This is a genomic window from Streptomyces sp. NBC_00016 (genome assembly GCF_045040885.1).
GTDB lineage: Bacteria > Actinomycetota > Actinomycetes > Streptomycetales > Streptomycetaceae > Streptomyces > Streptomyces coriariae.
Genome location: NZ_CP108304.1, coordinates 7749992 through 7774999, shown reverse-complemented (window position 1 = coordinate 7774999; position 25008 = coordinate 7749992). Strand labels below are relative to the sequence as shown.

Below are 25008 nucleotides of genomic sequence, written 5' to 3'. Positions count from 1 at the left end.
ACCCCTATGGAGCCGCCCCTTCCGCATGCCCGCCCGCCCTCGTGGCGGTCAGGTTGTCAGTGCCGGATGTTTTCCTGGGGACATGAACATCGATCAGGCGGATCCCGCCGAACTGGCGGCGCTGCGGGAGGCCTTCGCCGTGGACGACGGCGGGAAGTCGGCGCTCGGCTGGGAGGCGGTCCGCGCCTTCGAGGCGGAGCACGAGGTGGTGCTGCCGGAGCCGTACCGCACGTTCGTGGCGGAGGTGACCGACGGGTCGTTCCAGGGGCCGCCGGCGTACGGCCTCGTGGGGCTGGCCGAACTGCCCTCGGACTGGGGCGACGACGGCGCGCGGCGGAACCTGGCCGAGCCGTTCCCGCTCACCCGGCAGTGGCTGTGGGAGGAGGAGGACGTGCCCTACGAGGACGAGGACCCCGAGGCGGTCGTCGAGCAGGTCCTCCACCACGGTTCCGTCGTCCTGGGGACGGACGGCTGCGCGATGAACTGGCATCTCGTCGTCACCGGCCCCCAGCGGGGGCGGATATGGCTGGTGACCGACGTGGGTGCCATGCCGTTCGAGGCGGAGTCCGGCCACACGACCTGCGCGCCCGGCTTCGCGGGCTGGGTGGCGCACTGGGCGGCCGGCAAGGAGTGGTTCGACGCCGCCTGAGGCCGCCCGAGGCCGGTCAGCCGAGCGACTCCACGAGCGCCCGTACCGCCTCGACGTCCGTCAGCTCATCGCGGCGGACGATCAGTTCGCGCCCCAGCAGCAGTGCGCGCCGGGAGGCGGGCACCGGGTCCGGCAGGGTCGTCAGGTCGGTCAGGTGGGCGAAGCCGATGATGCGGCGGACGATCTCCGTGCCCGCGTAGCCGACGGAGTCGGTCCACACGCGGCGCAGGAACCGGTCGAGATAGGCGTCGTCGAAGAAGGCGTCGACGCGGTTCGGCCACAGACGGCGGAACTCTGCCTCGAACGCCTCCCAGGACAGGCGGAGCTGGTCGGCGTGGTCGGACAGCGTGCCCAGGGCGCGCGCCCGCTCCTCGGAGACCAGCACGTTCGCCCAGTAGAGGCCGAGGTCGTAGCCGATGGGGCCGACGAAGGAGAACTCGGGGTCGAAGACCCGGACCACGGGCGCGCCTTCGCGCCTGCCGACCATCACGCTGCCGGTGTGCAGGTCACCGTGGAGGAGGGCCTGGGCGCTGGTCATGAAGGTGTGGCGGAGGTCGGCGACCTCGGTGCGCAGCCGGGTGTCGGCGCGGAAGGCCGCGGCCAGGTCGTCGAGGCCGGGGTGCCAGTGGTTGTGTTCGTGCTCGACATACGGCTCGGACAGCACGACGTCTTCGGTGATCTTGCACAGCTCCGGACTGACGGAGGCCGCGATCAGCGCCTTGCGTTCGGCGGACGGCATGCCGAAGTCGCTGGTGGCGAAGGAGAACTGGGCGACGAACTCGCCGATCCTCGCCGAGGTGTGCGGGCCGTAGGCCGCGCCCTCGTTGAGCAGTGTGCGCAGTACCTCGAGGTCGGACATGTCCTCCATGACGAGGGCGTAGTTCTCGGGGTCGTAGCCGTGCACCGCCGGGATCTTGTCGGGGGCGACCCTGGCGACCTGCTGGTAGGCGCGGGCCTCGGCGTCGGCGCGGTCGGGGTTCATCGGCCAGGAGGGACCGGCGACGCGGACCCAGGGCAGGGCCTGCTTGACGGCGAGGCTGCGGGTGCCGTCGGCGGAGGAGGCCAGGAACACCCGGTTCATGTTGCCGTCCGACACCTCCCGGACCCGGATGTCCGCGAGGTCCTCCCAGTGGCCCCGCTCGCCGAGGTAGGCGGGGATGTCGTCGGTCTCCAGGATGCGGTAGCCCATGGTCGTGAACTCCCTTATGCGGTGCGGCGCTTGGACAGGGTGAAGCTGAAGACCAGGGCGAGGATCAGCACCGCGCCCTCGACGACGTCCTGCGTGTAGTACGGCAGGCCCTTGATGGTCAGGCCGGTGGTGATGATGCCGATGAGCACCGCGCCGAGGGCCGTGCCCCAGACGTTCGGCCGGCCGCGGCCCAGGACGGAGGTGCCGACGAGTGCCACCGCGACCGCCTCCAGCAGCTGGGAGGTACCGGCCGACACGTCGCCCTGGCCGATCCTGGACGCCAGGATGAGGCCGCCCACCGAGGCGAGGACGCCGGAGATGACGTAGGCCAGGGCGCGGTAGGCGCCGACCCGGATGCCGGCCAGCCGGGAGGCCTCGGGGTTGGCGCCGATGGCGTAGAGGACGCGGCCCCAGCGGGTGCGGGCGAGGAAGACCCAGGCGGCGATCGTCAGACCGCCGAAGATCAGCACGGAGATCGGGATGCCGAGAACCGTGCCGCGGTCGATCTTCAGGAAGCCGTCGGTGAACCTGCCGGGCGCGGTCGACCCGTCGGACATCGTCATGCCCGGAGTGATCGACTGGCCGTCGACGAGGATCAGCTTGCTGCCCTGGATGACGAACATCGTGCCGAGCGTGGCGAGCATGTCGGGGATCTTCAGTACGACGATCAGCAGGGCGTTGAGCAGGCCGGCGAGCGCGCCCGCCACCAGCACCGCGAGGATCGCGACCGTGCCGACCTGGTTGAAGACGACCATCGTCTGGGCGGCGACGGAGACGCCGAGGCCGGCGACGGCCCCGACGGACATGTCCATTCCGCCGACGGCCATGGTGAGGGTGACACCGAGGCCGAGGATGGCGGCGACGGAGACGTACCGCAGGGTGTCGAGCAGGGTGGCCGACTCCCGGAAGGAGCCCTCGCTCAGCGCGAAGTACAGGAACAGCGCGACCGTCACGAAGATGAAGCCGTACTTGATCACGGCGTTCTGGACGCGCACCGCGGTGCCGGCCGCCGGCCGGATCGCCGCCTTGGTGGGGACCTCGGTGCTCTGGGTGGTGGTCATGGGGTGATTCCTGGGCCTTCGTGGGGGCGGGCCGGCATCAGACGGACGCCGAGATGGTCTGGATCACGCGGTCGCGTTCCGCGTCTTCGCCGTACGCGTCGAGATGGACCTCACCGGCCGCGAGGACGACGACCCGGTCGGCCACCTCCAGGACCTCGTCGACGTCGGCGGACAGGACGAGGACGGCCGCGCCCTCGGCGGCGAGGGCGCGGGCCCGGCGGCCGATGTCGCGCCGCGCGCCGATGTCCACACCTCGGAACGGTTCGTCCAGGATGAGGACACGCGGGGTGTGGGCGAGCCAGCGGCCGACGACGACCTTCTGCTGGTTGCCGCCGGACAGTTCCTCGACGGTGCTGTGCTCGTCGCGGGTGACGACGCCGAGGGCGTCGATCGTCTCGCGGCCGAGGGCGTCCTCCTTGGGCCGGTTCATGAGACCGGCCCGGGAGAAGGACTTCAGGAACGGCAGCGAGACGTTCCGCGCGACCGACCAGCCGGGCACCAGGGCGTCGGCGTGCCGGTCCTCGGGGACGAGGTGGACGCCGGCGCGGATGGCGTCGGAGGGGCGGCGGGGCGCGTAGGCCGTGCCGTCCAGTTCCACGGCACCGGTGGCGAAGGGCTCCGCGCCGAACAGGCCGCGCGCCAGCTCGGTCTTGCCCGCGCCCAGCAGGCCCACGACGCCGGTGACCTCCCCGGCGCGCAGGTCGAGGTCGAGGGGGGTGCGGCCCTCGAAGAGGCGGACGCCGCGCAGCGAGAGGGCGACCTCCCCTTCGGCTCCTTCCCTGACGGGCCGGGCGGTGGTCACCTCCTGGGGCTGGGCCAGCATCGCGCGCAGGGCCGCGTCCCAGTCGAAGGGCCTGGCCTGGTCCTCGGTGAGCAGACCGTCGCGCAGGACGACCAGCCGGTCGGCGAGCGCGTCGATCTCGCCGAGCCGGTGGGAGACGTAGAGCACGGCGATGCCGTCCTGGCGCATCCGCTCGACGAGCGCGAACAGCCGCTGTGCCTCGGCGGCGGAGAGCGCGGAGGTCGGCTCGTCGAGGATGAGCAGCCGGGGGCGGGTCGCCAGCGCGCGGGCCAGGATCAGCAACTGCCGGTCGGAGATGCCGAGTTCGCCGACGTCCTGCTTGAGCACCTGCTCGCTCCAGTCCAGGCCGAGGCCCGCCTGGATCTCGCGGGCCCGGGCGAGCGTGCCGCGGCCGCTCAGGAACGGGTTGCCGCGTTTTTGCGCGAGCTCCTCGAAGACCAGGTTCTCGGCGACCGTGAGGCCGGGCACGATGCCCTCGCCGATCCGCTGGTGCACCGTCTGGATGCCCAGCTGACGGGCGGCCAGCGGCGAGGCGAGGGCGACCGGGGTGCCGTCGACGCGCACCTCTCCCCCGTGGTCCGTGTGGACGCCCGAGAGGATCTTGATCAGCGTGGACTTGCCGGCGCCGTTCGCGCCGAGCAGCGCGACCACGCTGCCCGGTGCGATGTCCAGCGTCACGGAGGCGAGCACCGTCCTGCCGCCGAAGGCCATGCTGACGTCGGTGAGACCGACCGCCGGGACGGTCCCCGAAGGGCCGGACTCAGTGGGCGACATTCGAGATCCAGTCCGCGGTGGAGACCTGCGACAGGTTCAGCGCGGGCAGCGCCTCCCGCAGCTGGTCCATGTTCGCGATCTTCTTCTCGCGCAGGAAGTCCTGGGTGATGGCGACGGCCGGGAACTCGACGGAGGTCTTGTTCAGCTGACCGGCCAGCTCCAGCGCCGTGGTGCGGACGACGGCCGCGCCGACGGCGGACGGGTCGGTGCCCGCGGTGGCGACCCAGGGGCTGTCGGCGGCGGTCATCTGCTGGATGTCGGCGTTGGAGACGTCGGCACCGAAGACCTTCACCTTGTCCTGGAGCTTCTTGTTCTGGACGGCGAGCACGGTGCCCTTGGCGAGCTCGTCGTAGGGCGCGAAGACGCCGGCCACGTCGGAGTGCTGGGTGAGCGCGGCGGAGACGAGGGGAACGTTGTCGGTGGCCGTGGAGTCGGTGACCTTGCCGACCTTGAACTGCTGCTTCCAGGCCTGCGAGGTCACCGTCGACTTCCAGACGCTGTCGCGCTTGTCGAGGGCCGCGTAGCCGGCCACGTTGACGTAGCCGACCTTGGCGTTCTTGCCGACCTCCTTGGCCATCACGTCGAGGACCGCCTGGGCCATGCTCGCGTCGTCCTGCTTGGTGGAGACGACACCCTCGGTGGCGGTCTCGACGTCGTAGACGACGACCTTGATGCCCTTCTTCACGGCCTTGTCGATCTCCGGCTGGATGGTCGCCGGGAAGCCGTGGTCGATGATGATCGCCTTCGCCCCGGAGTTGATCGCCGAGGACAGGTCGGTGGCCTGCTTGGCGTTGTCGGCCTGGGCGTCGTACACGGTCAGGTCGATACCGAGCGCCTTGGCCTGGGCCTTCGCGCCGTTGCCCCACTGCTCGAAGTAGTCGCCGGCGCCGCTCTGCCGGACCAGGGCCACCTTGACCGCGCCCGCGCTGAAGGGGGCGGGCTTCTTGCCGGTGGCGGCGGAGGCCGAGGCGGCGGCGTTGCCGGTGCCCTTCGAGGCGTCCGTGGACTGCGCGCAGCCGGAGAGGACCAGGGCGGAGACGGAGGCCAGCGAGAGCGCGGCGAGAGGCAGACGGACACGGGACATGAGGGGCTCCAGGTGCAAGGTGACGCAGAGGGGTGGGGCGCAGGGGAGGCGAAGCAGGGATGCGTGAGCCCGGAGCGAAGGACGGGAACGAGCCATCGCGTGTGGCGGGGAGCGCCCCGGGAACAGGGGCGCGTCAAAGCTCCGGGAGGGGTCAGCGACAGCTGGCCGTGGTCGACCGGAGCAAGTCCACGTACAGCCGCCGCACGAGCAGCAGCGTCTTCATATGCAGATCATGAGAACGATTTCAGCCACCCGTCAAAGGAATGGACACCGCATCTCAATATTCGAGACAACGATTACGTCACAGGCGGGGGACGTGCCGCCGGGAGTTACCATCACGGAACCGGCATCCGACCCGGCACAGTGAGGCCCCGATGACCAGACATCGCGCGAACGCGCTGCGCATGCCCCGCATGCGGCGCTGTCCCGGCGCGCCGTGTCGCGGCTGAGTGACCGTCCCCGCCGCCCGCCTCTCCCTCTCACCTCCCCGTCCGATCCGTCTCGGTATCCGGACACCCCTTCCAGAAGCCTGGAGTTGCTTCCATGACGCTGCTGACGACCTGGTCCGAGTCCGGCCCGGAGACCCTGGTCCGCCGCACCTCCGACCCCGTCGAGATCGCTGCGGCCCTCGCGCCGCTGGGCGTGCGCTACGAACAGTGGCCGGTGCGCGCGGACGTGCCGTTCGACGCCGACAGCGAGACGGTGTTCGCGGCGTACGGCCCGGAGATCGAGAAGCTGAACGCGGAGGAGGGCTTCACCACCGTCGACGTCCTCGGTCTGCACCCGAGCGAGGACCCGGAGTTCCCGGCGAAGGCGAAGGCGGCCCGCGAGAAGTTCCTCCAGGAGCACACCCACGACGACGATGACGAGGTCCGCTTCTTCGTCTCCGGCTCCGGCATCTTCTACCTGCACGTGAACGGCGAGGTGCACGCGGTCTTCTGCGAGAAGGGCGACCTGCTGGGCGTGCCGCGCGGCACCACCCACTGGTTCGACATGGGCACCAACCCCTCGTTCACGGCGATCCGCTTCTTCCACGAGGAGGACGGCTGGATCGGCAGCTTCACCGGCTCCACCATCGCCGGCCGCTTCCCGGACTACGACACGATCGCGGCCGGCTACGAGGCCGACCGGGCCGCCGCGTGAGCGTGCCGGGCCCGGCGTACGACGTGGACGCCGTGGTGCTCGACATCGAGGGCACCACGAGCGCCACGGGCTTCGTCGTGGACGTGCTGTACCCGTACTCCCGCGCCCGCTTCGCCGAGCTGCTCACCGAGCGGGCCGAGGAGCCCGCGGTGGCACGGGCGATCGCGCAGGTACGTGAGCTGACGGGCGAGCCGGACGCCGACGCGGCCGCGATCGAGAAGACGCTGAACGCCTGGCTCGACGAGGACCGCAAGGCGACCCCGCTGAAGAGCCTGCAGGGCGTCCTGTGGTCCGAGGGCTTCGCGCGCGGCGACCTCGTCTCGCACTTCTACGACGACGTCGTGCCGCGGCTGCGCGCCTGGCACGCGGCGGGGCTGCGGCTGTACGTCTACTCGTCGGGCGCGGTGTCCGCCCAGCGGGCGTGGTTCACCAACAGCCCGGCGGGCGACCTCACCTCGCTCCTGTCCGGGCTGTACGACACCGAGAACGCCGGCCCCAAGCAGGAGCCGGAGTCGTACCGCCGTATCGCCGGGTCGACCGCGGTGGCGGCCGACCGGCTGCTGTTCCTCTCCGACCGGCCCGGCGAGCTGGACGCGGCCCGCGAGGCCGGCTGGCACGCGGTCGGCGTCCGGCGGCCGGGGGAACCGTATTTCGAGCAGGGAGTCGGCGACCACGCGCAGGCGGGGACGTTCGACGAGATCACCGTAAGCAACTCCAGGAGCACTTCATGACCGCCGACCTCACCGCACTCGACCTGGAGGAGGCCGGGGCGGTCCTCGCCGCCGAGTCCGCCCGCTTCGCCTCCTTCGGCTGGATGCGCGGCACCTCGGGCAACCTGTCGGTGGTGCTCACCCGCGACCCGCTGCGGCTCGCGGTCACCGCGAGCGGCCACGACAAGGGTGAACTGACCCCCGCGGACGTGGTGCTGGTCGACGGGAACGGCGCCGCCGTGCACGAGGGCAAGCCGTCCGCCGAGGCCGAACTGCACGCGCGCGTGGCCGCGCTGACCGGTGCGGGCGCGGTCGTGCACGTGCACACGGTGGCCTCCGTGGCGCTCGGCCACCGGCACCCGGGCGGGATCGTCTTCAAGGACATCGAGATGCTCAAGGGCGTCGGCCAGCCCGCGCACGACGTCGAGGTGACCCTGCCGGTCATCGCCAACAGCCAGGACATGAAGATCCTCGGCGACCGGCTGGAGGCGGCCCGCGAACCCCGGATGCCCGCGGTGGTCGTGGCCGGGCACGGCCTGTACGTGTGGGGCGACACCCCGCGCCAGGCCCGTCACCACACCGAGGTCGTCGAATGGCTCCTGGAGCTGGAGCTGACGCGGCGCTGACCACGAGAGACACGCGGGACGCGAGAGACACCCGAGACACGCGAAAGGCCACGGTCCCTCGACCGTGGCCTTCGGTGTGTCCGGCGCAGCCGGTGTGTACTCGGCGCAGCTCAGCGCAGCCGGTCCCCGGGCAACTCCCCCGCGGACACCTCCAGTACGCCCCGCTCGGTCACCAGGCCCGTCACCAGCCGGCCCGGCGTGACGTCGAACGCCGGGTTGTGGCCGCGCGACTCGGCGGGCGCCGTCCGCACCCCGGCCCACTCCAGCACCTCGTCCTCGCCGCGCAGTTCGATGTGGATGGCGGCGCCGTCCGGCGTCGAGAGATCGACCGTGGTGGTGGGCGCCGCCACCAGGAACGGGATGCCCGCGTCGGCGCAGGCGAGGGCGACCCCCACGGTGCCGACCTTGTTGGCGGTGTCGCCGTTGGCCGCGATGCGGTCGGCGCCCACGATCGCCGCGTCGACCTCGCCGCGCAGGATGGTGCCGGCGGCGGCCCCGTCGGCCTGGACGAAGTGCGCGATGCCCTCCTGGACCAGCTCCCAGGCGGTCAGGCGCGACCCCTGGAGCAGCGGGCGGGTCTCGTCGGCGTAGACGACCTCGAGGCGTCCGCGCGCGTGCAGTTCGCGGATGACCCCGAGGGCGGTGCCCCAGCCGGCGGTGGCCAGCGCGCCGGTGTTGCAGTGCGTCAGGATCCGCAGCGGGCGGTCCGCGCCGACCCGCTCCAGCAGCCAGTCCGCGCCGAACGCACCCATCGCACGGTTGGCCTCGACGTCCTCGCGCTGCACCGCGGCCGCCTCCGCCAGGACCGCGTCGAGCCCCTCGTCGAAGCGGGTCATGACCCGGTCCACGCACACCATGAGGTTCACGGCGGTCGGGCGGGCCTCGCGGACGCGGGCGACGGCCTTGCGTATCTCGTCGTCCGTCCAGCCCTCGCGCTCGCCCTCCATGAGCGCGATCGCGACGCCGTAGGCGCCCGCCGCGCCGATCGCGGGGGCACCGCGCACGACCAGCCGCTGGATCGCGTCGACCAGGGTGTCCACATCGTGGACATCGACGGTCGTGGTGCGATGCGGGAGAGCGGTCTGGTCGATCAGCGCGAGGCCGGTTCCGGTCCACTCGACGGCGCGCAGTTCCTGGGACATAACGGGACGCTCCTGATGTTCCAATGGTGTTCGACACCGTACATGACCTCGAAGAACCCCCGATGGACGGTGAGCGAACCACAGTTCGAGACACCCCGTCGGGTGTCCGGAAACGAGTGTTAGAGTCCAGCACCTGCATCCGCAGGGCGATACCAGCATCCCGCAGAACGAGACGAAGGGGGAAACGCATGCCGCTGCTCACCAGGCGCCGCTTCCTCGACTTCGGCCGCTGCGCCGGCGACGGCTGTCGCGGCTGAGTCCGTCCCCTCGGCCCTCCCCCGCGGTCTCTGCCGCACCGAGCACCGTCGCTCACCTCACCCCGCCGTACGCGCGCACCTCAGCATCGTGATGCGCCTCTCGGCATACCCGGAAGGTTCCCCGATGCCCCGCAGACACCGCCGTTCCGTGCAGCTCGCCGCCCTCGCGACCGGCACCGTGCTCCTCGCCACCGCCTGCAACGCCGCCGCGAAGAAGGACGACTCCGCCACGGGCGCGAGCGGCGGCAGCGGCAAGTCCTTCACCCTCGTCACCCCCGACGCCGTCGGCCAGAACGAGTTCCTCAAGCTCGCGGTGACCGGCATCAAGAGCGCGGCGAAGCAGCACGACGGGACCCAGAAGGTCTACGAGTCCACCGACACCGCCTCCCAGCAGCAGAACGTGCAGGCCGCGGTGGACGCCAAGCCGGACGTCATCGTCCTCGTCGGCTTCGAGTTCGCCGACCTCGTCGCCCAGCAGGCCGAGAAGAACCCGGGCCAGCAGTTCCTGATCATCGACGCGTGCACCACCAAGACCTTCAAGAACGTCAGCTGCGCGGTCTTCCGTGAGCACGAGGGCGTCTACCTCGCCGGCGCCGAGGCGGGCCTGCTGAGCAAGTCCGGCAAGGTCGGCGCGGTCGACGTGCTCGACACGCCCCAGTTCCGCCGCTACAGCGACCCGTTCGCGGCCGGCGCCAAGAAGGTCGCCGCCAAGACGGAGACGTCCACCCGCTTCGTCGGCGGCCAGTCCCCGTTCGACGACTCGGCCCGCGCCAAGGAGCAGGCGAACACCCTGCTGGCCAAGGGCTACGACCAGATCATGGCGGCCGCGGCGGCCGGCAACTACGGCGTCTTCGAGGCCGCGAAGGCCAAGGGCGCGTTCGCGTACGGCGTCGACGTCAACCAGTGCTCCTCGGCGCCGGGCACGGTCGTCGACAACGTGATCAAGCGCACGGACATCGCCGTCGAGAAGGGCATCGAGTCGGTCCTCGGCGGCACGACCGGCACGACCGTCTCGTACGGCCTCAAGGAGGGCGGCATCAGCCTGACCGGCCTGGAGGACGGCGTGGACACGTCGAAGTGCGTGATCGCCGACCACAAGGACGTCCTGACGAAGGTCGAGGCGCTGCGCGACCAGATCGTCTCCGGAGAGCTGAAGGTCGATGACCCCGCCGCCAGCTGAACCGGAGAGCGGCGCGGGCGAGAGCTACGCGGCCGAGAGCGGCGCGGGCGAGAGCGGCGCGGGCGAGAGCGGCGCGGGCGAGAGCGGCGTCGCTGTCGAGCTCCGGGGAATCACCAAGCGGTTCCCCGGCACGCTCGCCAACGACGCCGTCGACCTGACCGTCCGTCACGGTGAGATCCACGCCCTGATGGGCGAGAACGGCGCGGGCAAGTCCACGCTGATGTCGGTCCTGTACGGCATGGAGCGCGCCGACGCCGGGTCGATCCGGATCGACGGGCGGGAGGTGCGCTTCACGAGCCCCTCCGACGCCATGGCCGCGGGACTCGGCATGGTCCACCAGAGCTTCAAGCTGTTCGACTCGCTGACGGTCGCCGAGAACGTCGTCTACGCGGCCGAACCGCGCCGCTTCGGCCTGGTGGACCGGGCCGCGGCCCGCCGCCGGGTACGTGCGCTCGCCGAGGAGCACGGGCTGGCCGTCGACCCCGACGCCCGGGTCGGCGACCTGCCGGTCGGGCTGCGGCAGCGCGTGGAGATCCTCAAGCTGCTGCATCGCGGCGCCCGTACGCTCATCCTCGACGAGCCGACCGCCGTACTCACCCCGGCCGAGGCGGACACCCTGTTCGGCGTGCTCAAGTCGCTGACGGCACAGGGCCGTACGGTCGTCCTCGTCACCCACAAGCTGCGCGAGGTGCTGGAGGGCAGCGACCGGGTGACCGTCCTGCGGGACGGCCGGGTCGCCGCCCGGCTGGTCACCTCCGACACGACGGCCGACGAGATCGCCGCCGCGATGACCGGCCGCGCGGTGGAACTGGACCGTGTCCACGCACCGGGCACGCCCGGTGAGGCAGTGCTGCGGGTCACCGGGTTCAGCACGGATTCCGTCCACGATGTGGACCTCACCGTCCGCGCCGGTGAGATCGTCGGTATCGCGGGCGTCGCCGGGAACGGCCAGAGCGAGCTGGTCGAGGCGCTGGCCGGGCTGCGGCCCGTCGCCGCCGGACAGGTCACGCTCCAGGGCGACGACGTCACGCACGCCTCGGCCACCGAGCGCCGTGTGAAGGGGCTCGCCTACGTCCCCGAGGACCGGCACGCGGTCGGTACGGCCCCCGCCGCCTCGGTCGCGGACAACCTGGCGATGGGACACCACCGCACCACCCTCTCCGCCCGTGGCCTGCTGCCGCCGACGGCCGTCCGCGCGCACGCCCGGCGGCTCGTCGAGCGCTTCGGCATCAAGGCGGCGACCACCGAGGTCCCGGCCTCCGCGCTGTCCGGCGGCAATCTCCAGAAGCTGCTCATCGGACGCGAACTCGCGCATGACGCACCGCTGTTGCTGGTCGAGCAGCCGACCCGGGGCGTCGACATCGGCGCCATCCAGAACATCCACGACCAACTGATCGCCTACCGCGACGCCGGTCACGCCGTCCTCCTCGTCTCGGCCGAACTCAGCGAGATCCGCGGCCTCGCGGACCGTGTGCTCGTCATGTACGAGGGCCGGGTCGCGGCCTCGTACACCAAGGAAGAGGCGGACGAGCGGACGCTGGGCCTCGCGATGGCGGGCGCCCCCGTGGAGGCCACCGACATGAACCCACTGACATGACACGCATATCCGGAGCCCTGCGCTCCCCCCTCACCTTCTCCGTCCTCGCGGGCCTCGTCATCGGCGCGCTGTTCCTGCTCGGCACCGGCGCGGACCCGGTCACGGCGTACCGAGCCGTCGTGACCGGCGCGCTCGGCGCCGACGGCATCGGCTCGACCCTCACCACCGGCACCAGCGTGCTCGGTCTGGCGCTCGCGCTGGCGATCCCGCTGCGGGCCGGGCTGATCAACCTCGGCGGTGACGGGCAGATGGTGCTCGGCGGGATCACGGCCGCCGTCACCGGTCTCTACTCGCCGCTCCCCGCGCCCCTGACCGTGGTCCTGGCGCTGCTCGCCGGGATGGCGGCGGGTGCCGGGTACGCCGTCCTGGCCGCCCTGTGCGAGAACCACCTCGGGGTCCCGCTGCTGGTCAGCAGCCTGCTGCTCAGCTATCCGGCGGTGTCGCTCGCCTCCTACCTGGCGCGCTACCCGCTCAAGGAGCCGGGCTCCAGCCTGCCCCAGACCCGTGCGCTGCCGGACGGGGTGGCACTGCCCGCGTTCGGCGACTCCACGGTCACCCTCGGGCTCGTCCTCGTCGCGATCGCCGCCGCCGCGTACTGGTTCACCGACAAACGCACCGCCGTCGGCTACGAGATCCGCATGACGGGCCTCAACCCCCGCTTCTCCGCGTACGCGGGCGTCGAACGCCGAGGCCTGACCCTGAAGTTGATGGCGCTCTCCGGCGGCCTCGCCGGACTCGTGGGCGCCATCGGGGTGCTGAGCTTCCCCTACCGCTTCGTGGACGGCTCGCTCACCGCCCCCGGCTACACCTGGACCGGCCTGACGGCGGCCCTGCTCGCCGCCGCGGCTCCGCTGGGCACGGTGGTCGCCGCGTTCTTCTTCGCCGTCCTCCAGGTCGGCGGACTGGCGATGGAGCGCACCACCGAGGTGCCGCGCGAACTGACCCAGGTGCTCCAGGCGATCGTGATCGTGTTCCTCGCGGCCCGGCTGCGCTTCCCCAGCCGCTGGTTCGGCCGTCGCACCCGGGAAAGCGAGGCGGTGTGATGTTCCTCGACTCCGATCTCCTCATGTCGGCGCTGCGCGCCCTCACCCCGATCCTGCTGGCGGCGCTCGGCGGCGCCCTGTGCGAGCGTGCCGGGGTCTTCAACATCGGCCTCGAGGGCATGATGCTGATGGGCTGCTTCACCTCCGTGGCGACCAGCTGGTTCACCGGCAGCCCCTGGCTCGGCGTCCTGGCGGCGGCCCTCGCGGCGGCCGCGTACTCGCTGATCCTGGCCGTGGGGGCGGTCACCCTGCGCGGGGACGCGGTGGTCCTCGGCATCGCCATGAACCTCCTGGCCGTCGGCCTGACCAGCTTCCTGCTGCGCACCGTCTTCGGCGTGCAGGGCACCTTCGACGATCCCTCCCTCGCCGGGCTGCCGCTGATCGGTGGCTTCACCCCGCTCGCATACCTGTCGTGGGCGGCGGTCGCGGTCGCCGCCCTGCTGCTGTCGCGCCATGTGTGGGGGCTCCGGCTGCGCGGGGTCGGCGAGGCGCCCGACGCGGCGGCCACCCTCGGGGTGAGCCCGGCGAAGTACCAGTACGGCGCGATCCTGCTGTCCGGAGTGCTGTGCGGTCTGGCGGGCGCCCAGCTCGCCCTCGGCAACGTCACGTTGTTCACGGAGAACATGACGGCCGGCCGTGGTTGGATCGCTGTCGTGGCCGTCATGCTGGGCCGCGCCGCGCCCCTGGGCGTCCTGCTCGCCGCGCTGCTGTTCGGGCTCGCCGAAGCGGCCGGGTTCCGCCTCCAGGGTCTCGGCCTGCCGCAGCAGGCGACCGACGCCGCGCCCTACGTCGTCACGCTCGGCGCCCTGTTCCTCACGACGGCCCGCCGCCGTCGCCGCCCCCGTACCACCGGAGCCGTCCAATGACGCAGGACCTGCTGCCCGTCACCCGCATTCCGCGCACCGGTCTCCCGGCGCACGCCGTGGTCGTCGGCGACCCGGCCCGCGCCGCGGCCGTCGCCGCGCTCCTCGACGGCGCCGAGGAGGTCTCGTACCACCGCGAGTACCGGGTGTTCAGCGGCAGTTGGAAGGGCGTGCCGGTCGTCGTCGCCTCGCACGGAGTGGGCGCGCCCGGCGCGATCCTGCTGTTCCAGGAGCTGGCGGACGCGGGCGTGCGCACCTGCGTGCGGTTCGGTACGGCGGGCGCGATGAAGCCGGGCATCGGGGACGGCGACCTGGTCATCGCGGAGGCGGCCGTGCGCGACGACGGCGTCACCCATCAGCTGCTGCCCCCGGAGTACCCGGCGGTGTCCGCGCCCGAGGCGGTGCTCGCCCTCCAGCGCGCGGCCCGCCGGGCCGGCGCCCCGCACCACCGGGGCGTCGTGTGGACCCGGGCGGCCTTCCAGCCGGGCCTGCTCCCGCTCTTCTCCTACGCCGGCGCCGGGCTCGCCGCCATCGAGATGGAACTGTCCGCGCTGCTGGTCACGGCTTCGCTGCGCGGCCTGGTCGCGGGCGGTGTGCTGGTGATCGACGGGGCGAACGCCGACGAGCTGGTCGACGAGCAGGCGACCGGCGGCTACGACCCGCACCGGGAAGTCGTCGCGGCCGGCGTCGAACGGGGCGCGGTGGTGTCCCTGGAAGCGCTGCGGCTGCTCGCGGAAGCGGAAGCGGAAGGTGAGCAGGCGTGAGCATCGACCTGCTGGTGCACGGCGGCGACGTCCTGACGATGGACGACGCCGGAACCGTCGTCCGGGGCGGGGCGGTCGCGGTCCATGAGGGCGCCGTCCTCGCCGTGGGACCGGCCCAGGAGCTGCGCGAGCGCCACACCGCGGCCGAGGAGATCGACGCCGCCGGCTGTCTCGTCCTCCCCGGGCTGATCAACACGCACACCCATCTCGCGATGACCCTGCTGCGCGGGCGCGCCGACGACGTCACCCTCCAGGGTTTCCTGGAGCGGGTGCTGAAGTGGGAGGCGGAACTGCTGGCGCCGCAGAACGTGGCGGCGGCGGTGCGGCTGGCGGTCGCGGAGAGCCTGCGCGCCGGGGTGACCTCGGCGCTGGACATGTACTGGTTCCACGAGGCGGCCGAGCAGGCGGCCCGCGAGGCGGGCTGGCGGCTGCACACCGGGCCCACGTTCATGGACGTGCCCGGCCCGCCGGACGGCATCGCGTACGAGGAGCGGCTCGGGTGGGCGCGACGCGACCTCGAGGCGCGCGGGCCCGCCCGGCCCGGACACCGGCCGGTCGTCTTCGCGCACTCGACGTACACCCTCTCCCCCGGGCAGCTCACCGAAGTCTTCGCACTGGCCCGGGAGTTCGGGGCGCTGGTGCACATCCACGCGGCCGAGAACGCCACCGAGGTCGCCACCGTCGAGGTGCAGCACGGGAAGCGGCCGGTGGAGCTGCTGGACTCCCTCGGGCTGCTCGGCCCCGACGTGCTGCTCGCGCACGCCGTCGACCTCACCGGGCCCGAGATCGCGGCGCTGGCCCGGACGGGCACGGGCGTCGCCCACTGTCCGGTGTCGAACCTGAAGCTGGGCTGCGGCATCGCGCCCGTGCCGCGGCTGCTGAGCGCGGGCGTGACGGTGGGGCTGGGCACGGACGGCGCCGTCAGCTCCAACTCGCTGGACGTGCTGGGGGCCGTCCGGCAGGCGGCGCTGGTGCACAAGGCGGCCGGCGATCCGACGGCGGTCGGCGCCGAGCAGGCCGTACGGATGGCGACGATCGAGGGTGCGCGGGCGCTCGGGCTCGGCGGGCAGCTCGGTTCGCTGGAGGCGGGCAAGCGGGCCGACCTGATCGTCCTCGACCTGGACGCACCGCATCTGCGGCCGCGCCACGACCCGTGGTCGACGCTGGCGTACGCGGCGCACCCGTCGGACGTGCGGGACACCGTCGTCGACGGCCGGGTGCTGATGCGTGATCGTGGGCTGACCACGGTCGACGAGCGGGCGGTGATCGCAGACCTGGAGGCACTGCTCTGATCTGCCCCCATAATGGCGCTGAGACATCCGATGTCTGGATGTGACGTCTGGATGTGACGTCTGGATCCGATGTCCGGATCCGATGTCCGGGCGAGGAACCACAGGGAGGCCGGCATGGCAGTCACCGACGAGGCGATCGAGAAGATCAAGGGCATGATCGTCTCGGGTGCGCTGCGCCCCGGGGACCGGCTGCCCAAGGAGAGCGAGCTGGCCGCCGATCTCGGTCTGTCCCGCAACTCCCTGCGCGAGGCGGTGCGCGCCCTGTCGCTGATCCGGATCCTGGACGTGCGACAGGGCGACGGCACCTACGTCACCAGTCTCGATCCGCAACTGCTCCTCGAGGCGCTGAGTTTCGTCGTCGACTTCCACCGCGACGACACGGTCCTGGAGTTCCTGGCCGTGCGCCGCATCCTGGAGCCGGCCGCCACCGCGATGGCCGCCCTGCGCATCAGTGAGCAGCAACTGGACGCGCTCGACGCCCAGTTGGACAAGCTCGGGGCCGAGCCCTCGGTGGAGGAACTGGTCGCTGGCGACCTGGAGTTCCACCGGGGCATCGTGCAGAGCGCCGGCAACTCGGTGCTGTGCTCACTGCTCGACGGACTGTCCGGGCCGACCACCCGGGCGCGCATCTGGCGCGGCCTGACGCAGGAGGACGCGGTGGCCGGCACGCTGCGCGAACACCGGGCGATCCTGGCGGCGCTGCGCGACCGGGACGCGGAGGCGGCGCGGTCGTGGGCGACGGTGCACATCGCGAGCGTGGAGCAGTGGCTGCGCTCGACGCTGTGAGTCCGCGGCGCGCGCCCGCCCTGTGCGCCGCCTGTGCGTCGACGCCGTGAGTCGGGTCCGGCAAGGGGTGTTCGGGGGTGGCGAACGGGGCAGTGATCCGTTCACTCCCCCGTGCAAGGGGGCTGCGAGCGCCCCCGCGGAACGCCGTAAGGTTGGGTGGTCAAGCGAGGGCACGTCGGAAGGAGGCGCTGGGTGATCGAGCTCGAGGGGGTTCCCGAGCTGATCGACCCGGTCATGGTGGCCGCGTTCGAGGGCTGGAACGACGCCGGCGACGCCGCCTCCACCGCGGTCGGGCACCTGGAGCGGGAGTGGAAGGGCGAGGTGTTCGCGGCGCTGGACGCCGAGGACTACTACGACTTCCAGGTGAACCGCCCCACGGTGTGGATGGACGCCGGCGTGCGCAAGATCACGTGGCCGACGACAAGGTTGTCGGTCGTCCGCGTCGGCGGCGACAAGCCGCGCGACCTGGTGCTCGTCCGCGGCATCGAACCGTCCATGCGCTGGCGCTCGTTCTGCAACGAGCTGCTGGGCTTCGCGCACGAGTTGGGTGTGGAGCTGGTGGTCATCCTGGGCGCCCTGCTCGGTGACACCCCGCACACGCGTCCGGTGCCGATCAGCGGGACCACGTCCGACGCGGACCTGGCGCAGCGGATGGACCTGGAGGAGACCAAGTACGAGGGCCCCACGGGCATCGTCGGCGTCCTCCAGGAGGCGTGCACGCACGCGGGGGTGCCCGCGGTGAGCCTCTGGGCGGCCGTGCCGCACTACGTCTCGCAGCCGCCGAACCCGAAGGCGACGCTGGCCCTCCTCAACCGCCTGGAGGACCTGATCGACGTGCGCATCCCGCTGGGCGAGCTGCCCGAGGACGCGCGCGCCTGGCAGGTGGGAGTGGACCAGCTGGCCGCGGAGGACACCGAGGTCGCCGAGTACGTGCAGACGCTGGAGGAGGCGCGGGACACCGCGGAGCTGCCGGAGGCGTCGGGCGAGGCGATCGCCCGCGAGTTCGAGCGCTATCTGCGGCGCCGGGACGGCGGCGGTCCGCCGGACCCCGGGGAGCGGACCCGGCCCCCGAAACCGCCGAAGCCGAGCGGCGACGCCTCCGACGACAGCGATTCCTCGGAGGACTAGGACACCGGGCAGGACGCAGGACCGAGAGGGGCGGTGCGCATCGGCGCACCGCCCCTCGTCGTACCCGGTGTACGGGCGCCCGGTGTACGGGCGCCTTCGGCTACAGCGCCACGCCCAGCAGCGCGTCCACGGCCCGCGAGACGACGCCGGGGGCACCGATGTCCGTACCGCCGTGCTCCTGCTGGAGCGCCGCCCAGCGGTCGACGGCGGCGAGCGCGGCCGGGGCGTCGAGGTCGTTGCCGAGCGCCTCGCGGATCTCCTCGACGAGCGCCTCGGCGGGCGGCCCGTCGGGCCGGGAGACGGCGGCACGCCAGCGTCCGAGCCGGGCCTCGGCGTCGACGAGGACCTGGTCGGTCCACTCCCAGTCGGCCCGGTAGTGGTGGGCGAGGAGGGTGAGGCGGATGGCGGCGGGGTCGACGCCGTCCTGGCGCAGCTTCGAGACGAAGACGAGGTTGCCCCGGGACTTGGACATCTTCTCGCCGTCCAGGGCGACCATGCCGGCGTGGACGTACGCCTGGGCCATGGGGAACTCGCCGGTCAGCGCCTGGGCGTGGGAGGCGCCCATCTCGTGGTGCGGGAAGGCGAGGTCGGAGCCGCCGCCCTGCACGTCGAAGCCCATCCCGAGGTGGTCAAGGGCGATGGCCACGCACTCGATGTGCCAGCCCGGCCGGCCGCGGCCGAGCGAGCCGCCGTCCCAGCTGGGCTCGCCCTCACGGGCCGCCATCCAGAGCATCGGGTCGAGCGGGTTCTTCTTGCCGGGGCGGTCGGGGTCGCCGCCGCGCTCGGCGGAGAGCAGCCGCATGGCGGCCGCGTCCAGGCCCGAGACCCGGCCGAAGTTCGGGTCGGACTCGACGGAGAAGTAGACGTCGCCTTCGAGCTCGTAGGCGGCGCCCGCGTCCCGCAGCCGCTCGACGAGCGGGACGATGCCGGGTATCGCCTCGACGGCGCCTATGTAGTGCCGCGGCGGCAGCATCCGCAGGGCCGTCATGTCCTCGCGGAAGAGCGCCGTCTCCTTCTCGGCGAGGGCGACCCAGTCGACGCCGTCGCGTTCGGCCCGCTCCAGGAGCGGGTCGTCGACGTCGGTGACGTTCTGGACGTAGTGAACCTGCCGCTTGGTGTCGAGCCACACGCGCTGAACGAGGTCGAACGCGTTGTAGGTCGCCGCGTGACCGATGTGGGTCGCGTCGTACGGCGTGATGCCGCAGACGTAGATACGGGCGACGGGACCGGGGTCGAGGGAGACCAAGCCGCCGGTCGCGGTGTCGTGGATCCTCAGGTCGCGGCCCTGACCAGGCAGGGCGGGGACCTCGGAAGCGGGCCAGGCATGCATGTCATGAGCCTAACCGGACGGAAGTTGCGTATACGAACCGGAGCAGGCCAGATGGCCGGGAAGGCCCTCTTGTGTGATCCCGTCCGGCATGCGTGTCGGCCGGTGCGGGCGTCCGGCATGCCGGACGGTTCAGACCGGGGGCCAGGGGATGGCCGGCCAGTCGCCGCTCGGCTCCGGATGCTTCCCGGCCTCCAGCAGCGCGTCGGCACGCGCGCGCGTGGCGTCGACCTCGGCGGGGGTGATGAGCGCGGCCAGGGTGACCGCCAGCCGCCCGCCGGGCTCCAGGGCCCCTCTGAGGCCCTTGAGCACGTCGACGGCCTCGCCGGTCAGGGGCTCCCCCGCCCAGCCCCACAGGAGCGTACGCAGCTTGTTCTCGGCGTTGAAGGTGACCCCGTGGTCGATGCCGTACAGCCGGCCGTCGGCGGTGGGCAACAGGTGGCCGCCCTTGCGGTCGGCGTTGTTGATCACCGCGTCGAGGACGGCGAGCCGGCGCAGCCGTTCGTCGTCGGCGTGCACGAGCAGCGCGGTGCGGCCCTCGCCGACCTCGGCGAAGCCGATCGCCCTCCAGCCCGGCTCGGGCTCCTGCGCGTCCACCAGGGCGAGCAGGTCGGCCTCCTGGGCCGTCTCGATCCACAGCTGGCACATGCCCTCGCCGTACGGCCCCTCGCGCAGCACGGTGGGCGGCACGAGGCCCCAGCCGGTCGCCTCGGAGACCTCGTAGGCGGCGACCTCGCGCTGGGCGAGGGTGCCGTCGGGGAAGTCCCACAGCGGCCGCTCCCCGGCAACGGGCTTGTAGACGCAGGCGGCCTCGCGGCCCTCGTGCGCGACGGTGCAGTACAGGGCCGCGTTGGAGGCGTCGCGGATGCGCCCGCGGACGGTGAGCTCGCCGCGCGCGAGGAGCTCGGCGGCGGCCGGGTCGGTGGTCGTCACGCCCCCCGGCGGTATCCGTTCTGGCGCGGACATACGTGTCCTTCCGGATCGAGCGGCAGGCTGCACAGCGGGCACGGCGGCCGGCCCGCGTTGACGACGTCGAGGGCACGCTTGGCGAAGGCCCTCGCCTGCGCGCCGCTGAGCCGGACCCGCAGCATCGGGGGCCCGTTCTCCTCGTCCTGGAGAAGTTTCTCCTCGGCCTCGGCGAGGTCCTCCTCGGAGTCCGCGTCGAGTTCCACGAGAGCCTGCGCCTCGACGATCATGCGCTGTTCCTCGCCGTCCCAGGCGAGGGCCATGGTGCCGACCCGGAACTCCTCCTCGATCGGTGTGTCGAGGGGGGCCGTGTCGGTGTTCTCGGCGGGCGACATCGCGGGCACGGGGGCGCTGCCGCCGGTCCGGCGTACGACCTCGTCCAGCAGTTCGTCCATGCGCTCGGCGAGCGCGGCGACCTGGGTCTTCTCCAGGGCCACGCTGGTCACTCGGGAGCCGGCGGTGGCCTGGAGGAAGAAGGTACGGCGCCCGGGCAGTCCGACCGTACCGGCCACGAAGCGGTCCGGGGGGTCGTAGAGGAACACCTGACGGGACACGTCCTGTCTCCATGGGAATCGTGGGTCATCGTGGGCCGGGGAACGAGTGGGGGAACGTCCCTGCGGGTACGCGCGCGTTTGCGGACCGCTTCACCCTACTGCGGCCGACGATCACGGTGCGCCCGCACCACCCCCGACCGTCGCGTCCCCGGCCGGCGGCTCCTCGCGCGGGGCGAGCGACGCGAAGTCGCCGGTGTCGCCGAGGCGCACGAGAAAGGGGCGCAGCCGGGTGTAACGGATCGCGGTGACGGAACACGGTTCCACAGAGATCCGCTGGAAGAGGTCGAGATGAAGCCCGAGGGCGTCCGCCACGAGCGACTTGATGATGTCGCCGTGCGAGCACATCAGATAGACGGCGTCGGCGCCGTGGTCGCGCTCCACGCGCGCGTTCCACTCCCGCACCGCCTCGGCGGCGCGGGTCTGCATGGCCCGCATGGACTCGCCGCCGGGGAACGCGGCGGCGGAGGGGTGCGCCTGCACGACCTCCATCAGGGGCTCGTCCATCAGCTCGGCCAGCTTGCGTCCGGACCAGTCGCCGTAGTGGCACTCCCCGATCCGCTCGTCGGTGTGGGCGCGCAGCCCGGGGCGGGCGTCGAGGAGCGGCCGGATCGTCTCCTGGCAGCGCTGGAGGGGACTCGCGACGACCTCGGCGATCGGCAGCGCGTCGAGCCGTCCGGGCAGGGCTGCCGCCTGCGCGGCTCCCCGCTCGTCGAGGGCGACGCCGGGCGTCCAGCCGGCGAGCAGTCCGGAGGTGTTGGCGGTGGACCGGCCGTGCCGGACGAGGATCAACGTGGGCATGCGGCCCAGGGTAGGCGCACGCGGGAGTGCGCCGGTGAACGTCCGAAGGGAGAATGCGCCGAGTGATCGTCGACTGCGCTGTCTATCGCGACGGGCACCGTACGGAGGGCCCGGAGGACTTCTCGGACGCCCTGGCCGAGGCACGGGCCGCGGGCGGTTTCGTGTGGATCGGGCTGCACGAGCCGACGGAGAAGGAGTTCGACCACGTCACGCACGAGTTCGGCCTGCACCCGCTCGCCGTCGAGGACGCCCTGAAAGCCCACCAGCGGCCCAAGCTGGAGATCTACGACGACTCGCTCTTCCTGGTGTTCAAACCGGTCGTCTACGAGACCGAGAGCGACGCGGTCTCCTCCGGTGAGGTGATGGTCTTCCTCGGTGACGGCTTCGTGGTGACCGTCCGGCACGGCGAGGGCTCTCCGCTGGCCGCCGTACGGCACCGTCTGGAGCACGAGCCGCAGCTGCTCGCCAAGGGCCCCACGGCGGTGGTGTACGCGATCGCCGACGCCACCGTGGACCACTACCTGGACGTGGCGACGGAACTCCAGACGGACCTGGAGGAGCTGGAGGCGGAGGTGTTCTCGCCGGACGGCGGCGGCTCACGGCACACCGCGTCGCGGATCTACCGGTTCAAGCGGCAGATCCTGGAGTTCCGCCGGGCCACCGGCCCGCTGGGGCCACCGCTGACCCGGCTGGCGGGCACCAGCATGTCCGGCGCGGGGGTGCCCTTCGTGGACGACCGGGCGCGGCCCTTCTTCCGCGACGTCAGCGACCATCTCATGCGGGTGAACGAGTCCGTGGAGGGGCTGGACCGGCTGGTCACGGACATCCTCTCAGCACATCTGGCGCAGATGAGCGTCCGGCAGAACGACGACATGCGGAAGATCTCGGCGTGGGCGGCGATGGCCGCGATCCCCACGATGATCGCGGGGATCTACGGCATGAACTTCGAGCACATGCCGGAGCTGCGGTGGGTGTGGTCGTATCCGGCGGTGATCGCGCTGATGGCCGGGCTCGAGGTGCTGCTGTACCGGCTGTTCAAGCATCGGGGATGGCTCTAGGGACGGCTGCGGGGCCGGCCGGCGCGCTCGGGGGTCAGGCGTACTCGGGAGCCGGGACCGCCGGACCGCCGAGCGCGTCGCGGCGCTCGGGCATCTCCAGGCGGACCATCCGCCGCCAGCCCGCGAACCGCTCCCACGCGTACACGGCGTGGATGCCGGCCGCGAGGAGCGCCGACCTGGCCCTCGGCCAGCCGAGGATGTCTCCCATGTGGGCCATGACGGCCAGGCTCACGTCGCGGTAGATGCGGATCTCGGCGAGCGCGCACCGGCGGAGCGTCTGCTGGATGGCTCGGCCGTGCCCCGCGCGGGCGAGCCGCAGCAGTTCCTCGTGGCAGTAGGCGAGGTGGTTGTCCTCGTCGTTCGAGATCATCTTCACCGCGCGGCCGAGGTCGGGGTGGCCGGCGAAGTGCTTGCGCAGCAGCTCCATCTGCTCGGCGGCCCGCTGTTCGGTGACCCGGCTGTGGGCGAGGTAGGTGACGATGTCGCGCACGGTCAGCGGATGGTCGGCGCGGAGCCGGTCGTGCGCGAGGCCGATGCCGGCGCGCTCCAGAAGCATCGTGTAGTCGGTGTCGCGCGGGACGGGCACGGGGGCGAGCCCGCGCTTGCGCATCAGGGCGTTGAAGATCCGCCCGTGCTTGTCCTCGTCGGCGCCGTGCCGGGCGATCTTGGGAGCGAGGTGGTGTTCGCTCTGCGGGACGAGCGCGGCGATCCGGGCGTTCTCCCAGCCGCCCTGCGACTCCCCGCCGGCGGCGATGGAACAGAAGAGCGCGAAGGACTCGTCGTTGTCGATGATCTCCTGGAACAGACTCTTGGCCGAAAGCATCGTGGGGCACCTCTCCGCGTCGCGCAGGATTCCGCAGCATTCCGCAAGGAACGAGTCAAATGCGGCACGGGAGGCGGTGCAACAGCTGTGTCCGACAACTCCGCCGAAAGGGGGACCCGAGGAGTCGGTCCGGGAGCGTAACCACGCGCCGGGTGGCGCGTTGTTCCGCGTGACGGCCGTGGCGGGGAAGACCCCCGAGCCCCCACCACGGCCGCTGAAATTCCCGGAAGTCCCCGACCCGGCTAGCTCAGGCCGGCGAGCTCGACGGCCTGCGCGCCGGCCCGCAGCGAGGCGAGGCGCTCGTCCAGGGTGAAGCCCGCGGGGGCGAGGGTGAGCGTCGTGACGCCGGCCGCCGCGTAGGCCTTCATCCGGTCGGCGATCCGCTCCACCGAACCCAGCAGAGTGGTCCGGTCGATCAGCTCGTGCGGCACGGCGGCCGCGGCGCCCTGCTTGTCACCGGACAGGTACTTGTCCTGGATCTCGTCGGCCGCGGCCTCGTAGCCCATGCGGCGCGCGAGCTGGTTGTAGAAGTTCTGCTTGCGGCTGCCCATGCCGCCGACGTACAGCGCGGTGTAGGGACGGAAGGTGTCGGCGAGCCGCTCGACGTCCTTGTCGTCGCCGAGGGCCAGCGGCAGCGTCGGGCAGACGTCGAAGCCCTCCAGGGTCTTGCCGGCCTTCTCGCGCCCGGCCCGCAGGTGCTTGATCGCGGTGTCCTCGAGGTGCTCGGCGGACGGGAAGATGAGCAGGGCGCCGTCGGCGATCTCGCCGGTCTGCTCCAGGTTCTTCGGGCCGATCGCGGCGATGTACAGCGGGATGTGCTCGCGCTCCGGGTGCACGGTCAGCTTGATCGGCTTGCCCGGGCCGCCCGGCAGCGGCAGCGTCCAGTGCTCGCCGTCGTACGACAGCCGCTCCCGCGTCATCGCCTTGCGGACGATCTCCACGTACTCGCGGGTGCGGGACAGCGGCTTGTCGAACTTGACGCCGTACCAGCCCTCGGAGACCTGCGGTCCCGAGACACCGAGGCCGAGGCGGAAACGGCCGCCGGAGAGCGAGTCGAGGGTGGCGGCGGTCATCGCGGTCATCGCCGGCTGGCGGGCCGGGATCTGGAAGATCGCCGAGCCGACGTCGATGCGCTCGGTCTGCGCGGCCACCCAGGTGAGGACGGTTGCCGCGTCGGAGCCGTAGGCCTCGGCGGCCCAGCAGACGGCGTATCCGAGGCGGTCGGCCTCCTGGGCGACGGCGAGGTTGTCGCCGTCCATTCCGGCACCCCAGTAGCCGAGGTTGATCCCGAGCTGCATGGCCGATCCCCTTACTGATCAGTAACGACGCTGTTGCGGAGACCTTAGCGCGGGGGCCGGGGGCCCGGGAGGGCGGTGTGGCGCGGGTCGCGCC

General features: G+C 72.1%; 24 protein-coding genes. 13 read left to right on the top strand and 11 right to left on the bottom strand.

Translation table 11 applies throughout. The features are described from left to right. Positions 1-82: 82 nt before the first annotated feature. Entirely contained in the window at positions 83-649 is a 567-nt protein-coding gene (locus OG933_RS34405) for an SMI1/KNR4 family protein (RefSeq protein ID WP_405630749.1), read from the top strand. 16 nt (positions 650-665) lie between these two features. Here the strand turns inward: OG933_RS34405 and mtnK are convergent, their stop codons facing one another. Genes mtnK through OG933_RS34385 form a run of 4 tightly spaced genes read right to left on the bottom strand, consistent with a single transcriptional unit; the run spans position 666 to position 5559 of the window. Then, positions 666-1838, bottom strand: a complete 1173-nt coding sequence (gene mtnK, locus OG933_RS34400) for an S-methyl-5-thioribose kinase (RefSeq protein ID WP_405630747.1) — start codon at positions 1836-1838, stop codon at positions 666-668. Positions 1839-1852: 14 nt separating this feature from the next. Next, on the bottom strand, positions 1853-2899 hold the full coding sequence (locus OG933_RS34395) for an ABC transporter permease (protein WP_362535894.1): 1047 nt from the start codon (positions 2897-2899) through the stop codon (positions 1853-1855). Positions 2900-2936: 37 nt separating this feature from the next. Then, positions 2937-4475: a sugar ABC transporter ATP-binding protein gene (locus OG933_RS34390; RefSeq protein WP_405630745.1), complete on the bottom strand. Its 1539-nt coding sequence runs from the start codon at positions 4473-4475 to the stop codon at positions 2937-2939. Beyond that, positions 4462-5559: a substrate-binding domain-containing protein gene (locus OG933_RS34385; protein WP_362535889.1), complete on the bottom strand. Its 1098-nt coding sequence runs from the start codon at positions 5557-5559 to the stop codon at positions 4462-4464. The genes OG933_RS34390 and OG933_RS34385 overlap by 14 nt, the downstream gene beginning before the upstream one ends. Positions 5560-6102: 543 nt before the next feature. Between OG933_RS34385 and OG933_RS34380 the strand changes: the two genes are divergently transcribed. Genes OG933_RS34380 through mtnB form a run of 3 tightly spaced genes read left to right on the top strand, consistent with a single transcriptional unit; the run spans position 6103 to position 8038 of the window. Continuing rightward, positions 6103-6702 carry a cupin gene (locus OG933_RS34380; RefSeq protein WP_362535887.1) on the top strand — a complete coding sequence of 200 codons (600 nt, stop codon included), beginning with the start codon at positions 6103-6105 and terminating at the stop codon, positions 6700-6702. Further along, entirely contained in the window at positions 6699-7433 is a 735-nt protein-coding gene (gene mtnC / locus OG933_RS34375) for an acireductone synthase (RefSeq protein ID WP_362535885.1), read from the top strand. Before OG933_RS34380 ends, mtnC begins: the two co-directional genes overlap by 4 nt. After that, positions 7430-8038 (top strand): methylthioribulose 1-phosphate dehydratase, encoded by a 609-nt coding sequence (gene mtnB, locus OG933_RS34370; RefSeq protein ID WP_405630741.1) that lies wholly within the window; start codon positions 7430-7432, stop codon positions 8036-8038. The genes mtnC and mtnB overlap by 4 nt, the downstream gene beginning before the upstream one ends. A gap of 110 nt (positions 8039-8148) precedes the next feature. Here mtnB and mtnA read toward each other — a convergent pair whose 3' ends face one another. Beyond that, a complete protein-coding gene (mtnA, locus tag OG933_RS34365; protein ID WP_362535882.1) occupies positions 8149-9180 on the bottom strand; it encodes an S-methyl-5-thioribose-1-phosphate isomerase in 1032 nt (343 codons plus the stop codon). Positions 9181-9561: 381 nt separating this feature from the next. Here mtnA and OG933_RS34360 point away from each other — a divergent pair, with 381 nt between their 5' ends. The 8 genes from OG933_RS34360 (at position 9562) to OG933_RS34325 (ending at position 18090) form a co-directional block, all read left to right on the top strand. Continuing rightward, positions 9562-10617, top strand: a complete 1056-nt coding sequence (locus OG933_RS34360) for a BMP family ABC transporter substrate-binding protein (RefSeq protein WP_405630738.1) — start codon at positions 9562-9564, stop codon at positions 10615-10617. Further along, positions 10598-12214 carry an ABC transporter ATP-binding protein gene (locus OG933_RS34355; RefSeq protein WP_405630736.1) on the top strand — a complete coding sequence of 539 codons (1617 nt, stop codon included), beginning with the start codon at positions 10598-10600 and terminating at the stop codon, positions 12212-12214. The genes OG933_RS34360 and OG933_RS34355 overlap by 20 nt, the downstream gene beginning before the upstream one ends. Beyond that, positions 12211-13257, top strand: coding sequence for an ABC transporter permease subunit (locus tag OG933_RS34350; protein ID WP_362535876.1), 1047 nt, complete (start codon positions 12211-12213; stop codon positions 13255-13257). Before OG933_RS34355 ends, OG933_RS34350 begins: the two co-directional genes overlap by 4 nt. Next, positions 13257-14123 (top strand): ABC transporter permease, encoded by an 867-nt coding sequence (locus OG933_RS34345; protein ID WP_082412605.1) that lies wholly within the window; start codon positions 13257-13259, stop codon positions 14121-14123. The genes OG933_RS34350 and OG933_RS34345 overlap by 1 nt, the downstream gene beginning before the upstream one ends. Next, positions 14120-14884, top strand: coding sequence for a nucleoside phosphorylase (locus OG933_RS34340; protein ID WP_405630733.1), 765 nt, complete (start codon positions 14120-14122; stop codon positions 14882-14884). Before OG933_RS34345 ends, OG933_RS34340 begins: the two co-directional genes overlap by 4 nt. Next, on the top strand, positions 14881-16176 hold the full coding sequence (locus tag OG933_RS34335) for an amidohydrolase (protein ID WP_362535872.1): 1296 nt from the start codon (positions 14881-14883) through the stop codon (positions 16174-16176). Before OG933_RS34340 ends, OG933_RS34335 begins: the two co-directional genes overlap by 4 nt. A gap of 114 nt (positions 16177-16290) precedes the next feature. Continuing rightward, on the top strand, positions 16291-16962 hold the full coding sequence (locus tag OG933_RS34330; protein ID WP_020128291.1) for a FadR/GntR family transcriptional regulator: 672 nt from the start codon (positions 16291-16293) through the stop codon (positions 16960-16962). A 192-nt stretch (positions 16963-17154) separates the two neighbouring features. Continuing rightward, complete coding sequence (locus OG933_RS34325) at positions 17155-18090, top strand: PAC2 family protein (protein ID WP_142269503.1); 936 nt, start codon at positions 17155-17157, stop codon at positions 18088-18090. A gap of 100 nt (positions 18091-18190) precedes the next feature. On the opposite strand, the gene mshC is transcribed toward OG933_RS34325, so the two are convergent. The 4 genes from mshC to OG933_RS34305 form a co-directional block, all read right to left on the bottom strand. Further along, positions 18191-19420: a cysteine--1-D-myo-inosityl 2-amino-2-deoxy-alpha-D-glucopyranoside ligase gene (gene mshC, locus OG933_RS34320; protein WP_020128289.1), complete on the bottom strand. Its 1230-nt coding sequence runs from the start codon at positions 19418-19420 to the stop codon at positions 18191-18193. A gap of 129 nt (positions 19421-19549) precedes the next feature. Continuing rightward, entirely contained in the window at positions 19550-20383 is an 834-nt protein-coding gene (locus OG933_RS34315; RefSeq protein ID WP_405630730.1) for an SCO1664 family protein, read from the bottom strand. Next, positions 20347-20937 carry a DUF3090 domain-containing protein gene (locus OG933_RS34310; protein ID WP_020128287.1) on the bottom strand — a complete coding sequence of 197 codons (591 nt, stop codon included), beginning with the start codon at positions 20935-20937 and terminating at the stop codon, positions 20347-20349. Before OG933_RS34310 ends, OG933_RS34315 begins: the two co-directional genes overlap by 37 nt. 111 nt (positions 20938-21048) lie before the next feature. Continuing rightward, on the bottom strand, positions 21049-21735 hold the full coding sequence (locus tag OG933_RS34305; RefSeq protein ID WP_054239366.1) for a histidine phosphatase family protein: 687 nt from the start codon (positions 21733-21735) through the stop codon (positions 21049-21051). Between the two features lie 62 nt (positions 21736-21797). On the opposite strand from OG933_RS34305, the gene corA reads away from it, so the two are divergent. Further along, entirely contained in the window at positions 21798-22793 is a 996-nt protein-coding gene (gene corA / locus OG933_RS34300; RefSeq protein WP_362535866.1) for a magnesium/cobalt transporter CorA, read from the top strand. 34 nt (positions 22794-22827) lie between these two features. On the opposite strand, the gene OG933_RS34295 is transcribed toward corA, so the two are convergent. Beyond that, on the bottom strand, positions 22828-23616 hold the full coding sequence (locus OG933_RS34295; RefSeq protein WP_362535864.1) for a ferritin-like domain-containing protein: 789 nt from the start codon (positions 23614-23616) through the stop codon (positions 22828-22830). Between the two features lie 242 nt (positions 23617-23858). Continuing rightward, the gene (locus OG933_RS34290) at positions 23859-24914 is read right to left on the bottom strand and encodes an LLM class F420-dependent oxidoreductase (protein WP_362535862.1); all 1056 of its coding nucleotides are present in this window, start codon (positions 24912-24914) and stop codon (positions 23859-23861) included. Between the last annotated feature and the right edge of the window lie 94 nt (positions 24915-25008).

Excerpts from the sequence above, each read along its gene's own strand:
- OG933_RS34405 (WP_405630749.1), top strand. The coding sequence starts at position 83 with ATGAACATCGATCAGGCGGATCCCGCCGAACTGGCGGCGCTGCGGGAG.
- mtnK (WP_405630747.1), bottom strand. The coding sequence starts at position 1,838 with ATGGGCTACCGCATCCTGGAGACCGACGACATCCCCGCCTACCTCGGC.
- OG933_RS34395 (WP_362535894.1), bottom strand. The coding sequence starts at position 2,899 with ATGACCACCACCCAGAGCACCGAGGTCCCCACCAAGGCGGCGATCCGG.
- OG933_RS34390 (WP_405630745.1), bottom strand. The coding sequence starts at position 4,475 with ATGTCGCCCACTGAGTCCGGCCCTTCGGGGACCGTCCCGGCGGTCGGT.
- OG933_RS34385 (WP_362535889.1), bottom strand. The coding sequence starts at position 5,559 with ATGTCCCGTGTCCGTCTGCCTCTCGCCGCGCTCTCGCTGGCCTCCGTC.
- OG933_RS34380 (WP_362535887.1), top strand. The coding sequence starts at position 6,103 with ATGACGCTGCTGACGACCTGGTCCGAGTCCGGCCCGGAGACCCTGGTC.
- mtnB (WP_405630741.1), top strand. The coding sequence starts at position 7,430 with ATGACCGCCGACCTCACCGCACTCGACCTGGAGGAGGCCGGGGCGGTC.
- mtnA (WP_362535882.1), bottom strand. The coding sequence starts at position 9,180 with ATGTCCCAGGAACTGCGCGCCGTCGAGTGGACCGGAACCGGCCTCGCG.
- OG933_RS34360 (WP_405630738.1), top strand. The coding sequence starts at position 9,562 with ATGCCCCGCAGACACCGCCGTTCCGTGCAGCTCGCCGCCCTCGCGACC.
- OG933_RS34355 (WP_405630736.1), top strand. The coding sequence starts at position 10,598 with ATGACCCCGCCGCCAGCTGAACCGGAGAGCGGCGCGGGCGAGAGCTAC.
- OG933_RS34350 (WP_362535876.1), top strand. The coding sequence starts at position 12,211 with ATGACACGCATATCCGGAGCCCTGCGCTCCCCCCTCACCTTCTCCGTC.
- OG933_RS34345 (WP_082412605.1), top strand. The coding sequence starts at position 13,257 with ATGTTCCTCGACTCCGATCTCCTCATGTCGGCGCTGCGCGCCCTCACC.
- OG933_RS34340 (WP_405630733.1), top strand. The coding sequence starts at position 14,120 with ATGACGCAGGACCTGCTGCCCGTCACCCGCATTCCGCGCACCGGTCTC.
- OG933_RS34330 (WP_020128291.1), top strand. The coding sequence starts at position 16,291 with ATGGCAGTCACCGACGAGGCGATCGAGAAGATCAAGGGCATGATCGTC.
- mshC (WP_020128289.1), bottom strand. The coding sequence starts at position 19,420 with ATGCATGCCTGGCCCGCTTCCGAGGTCCCCGCCCTGCCTGGTCAGGGC.
- OG933_RS34315 (WP_405630730.1), bottom strand. The coding sequence starts at position 20,383 with ATGTCCGCGCCAGAACGGATACCGCCGGGGGGCGTGACGACCACCGAC.
- OG933_RS34305 (WP_054239366.1), bottom strand. The coding sequence starts at position 21,735 with ATGCCCACGTTGATCCTCGTCCGGCACGGCCGGTCCACCGCCAACACC.
- OG933_RS34295 (WP_362535864.1), bottom strand. The coding sequence starts at position 23,616 with ATGCTTTCGGCCAAGAGTCTGTTCCAGGAGATCATCGACAACGACGAG.
- OG933_RS34290 (WP_362535862.1), bottom strand. The coding sequence starts at position 24,914 with ATGCAGCTCGGGATCAACCTCGGCTACTGGGGTGCCGGAATGGACGGC.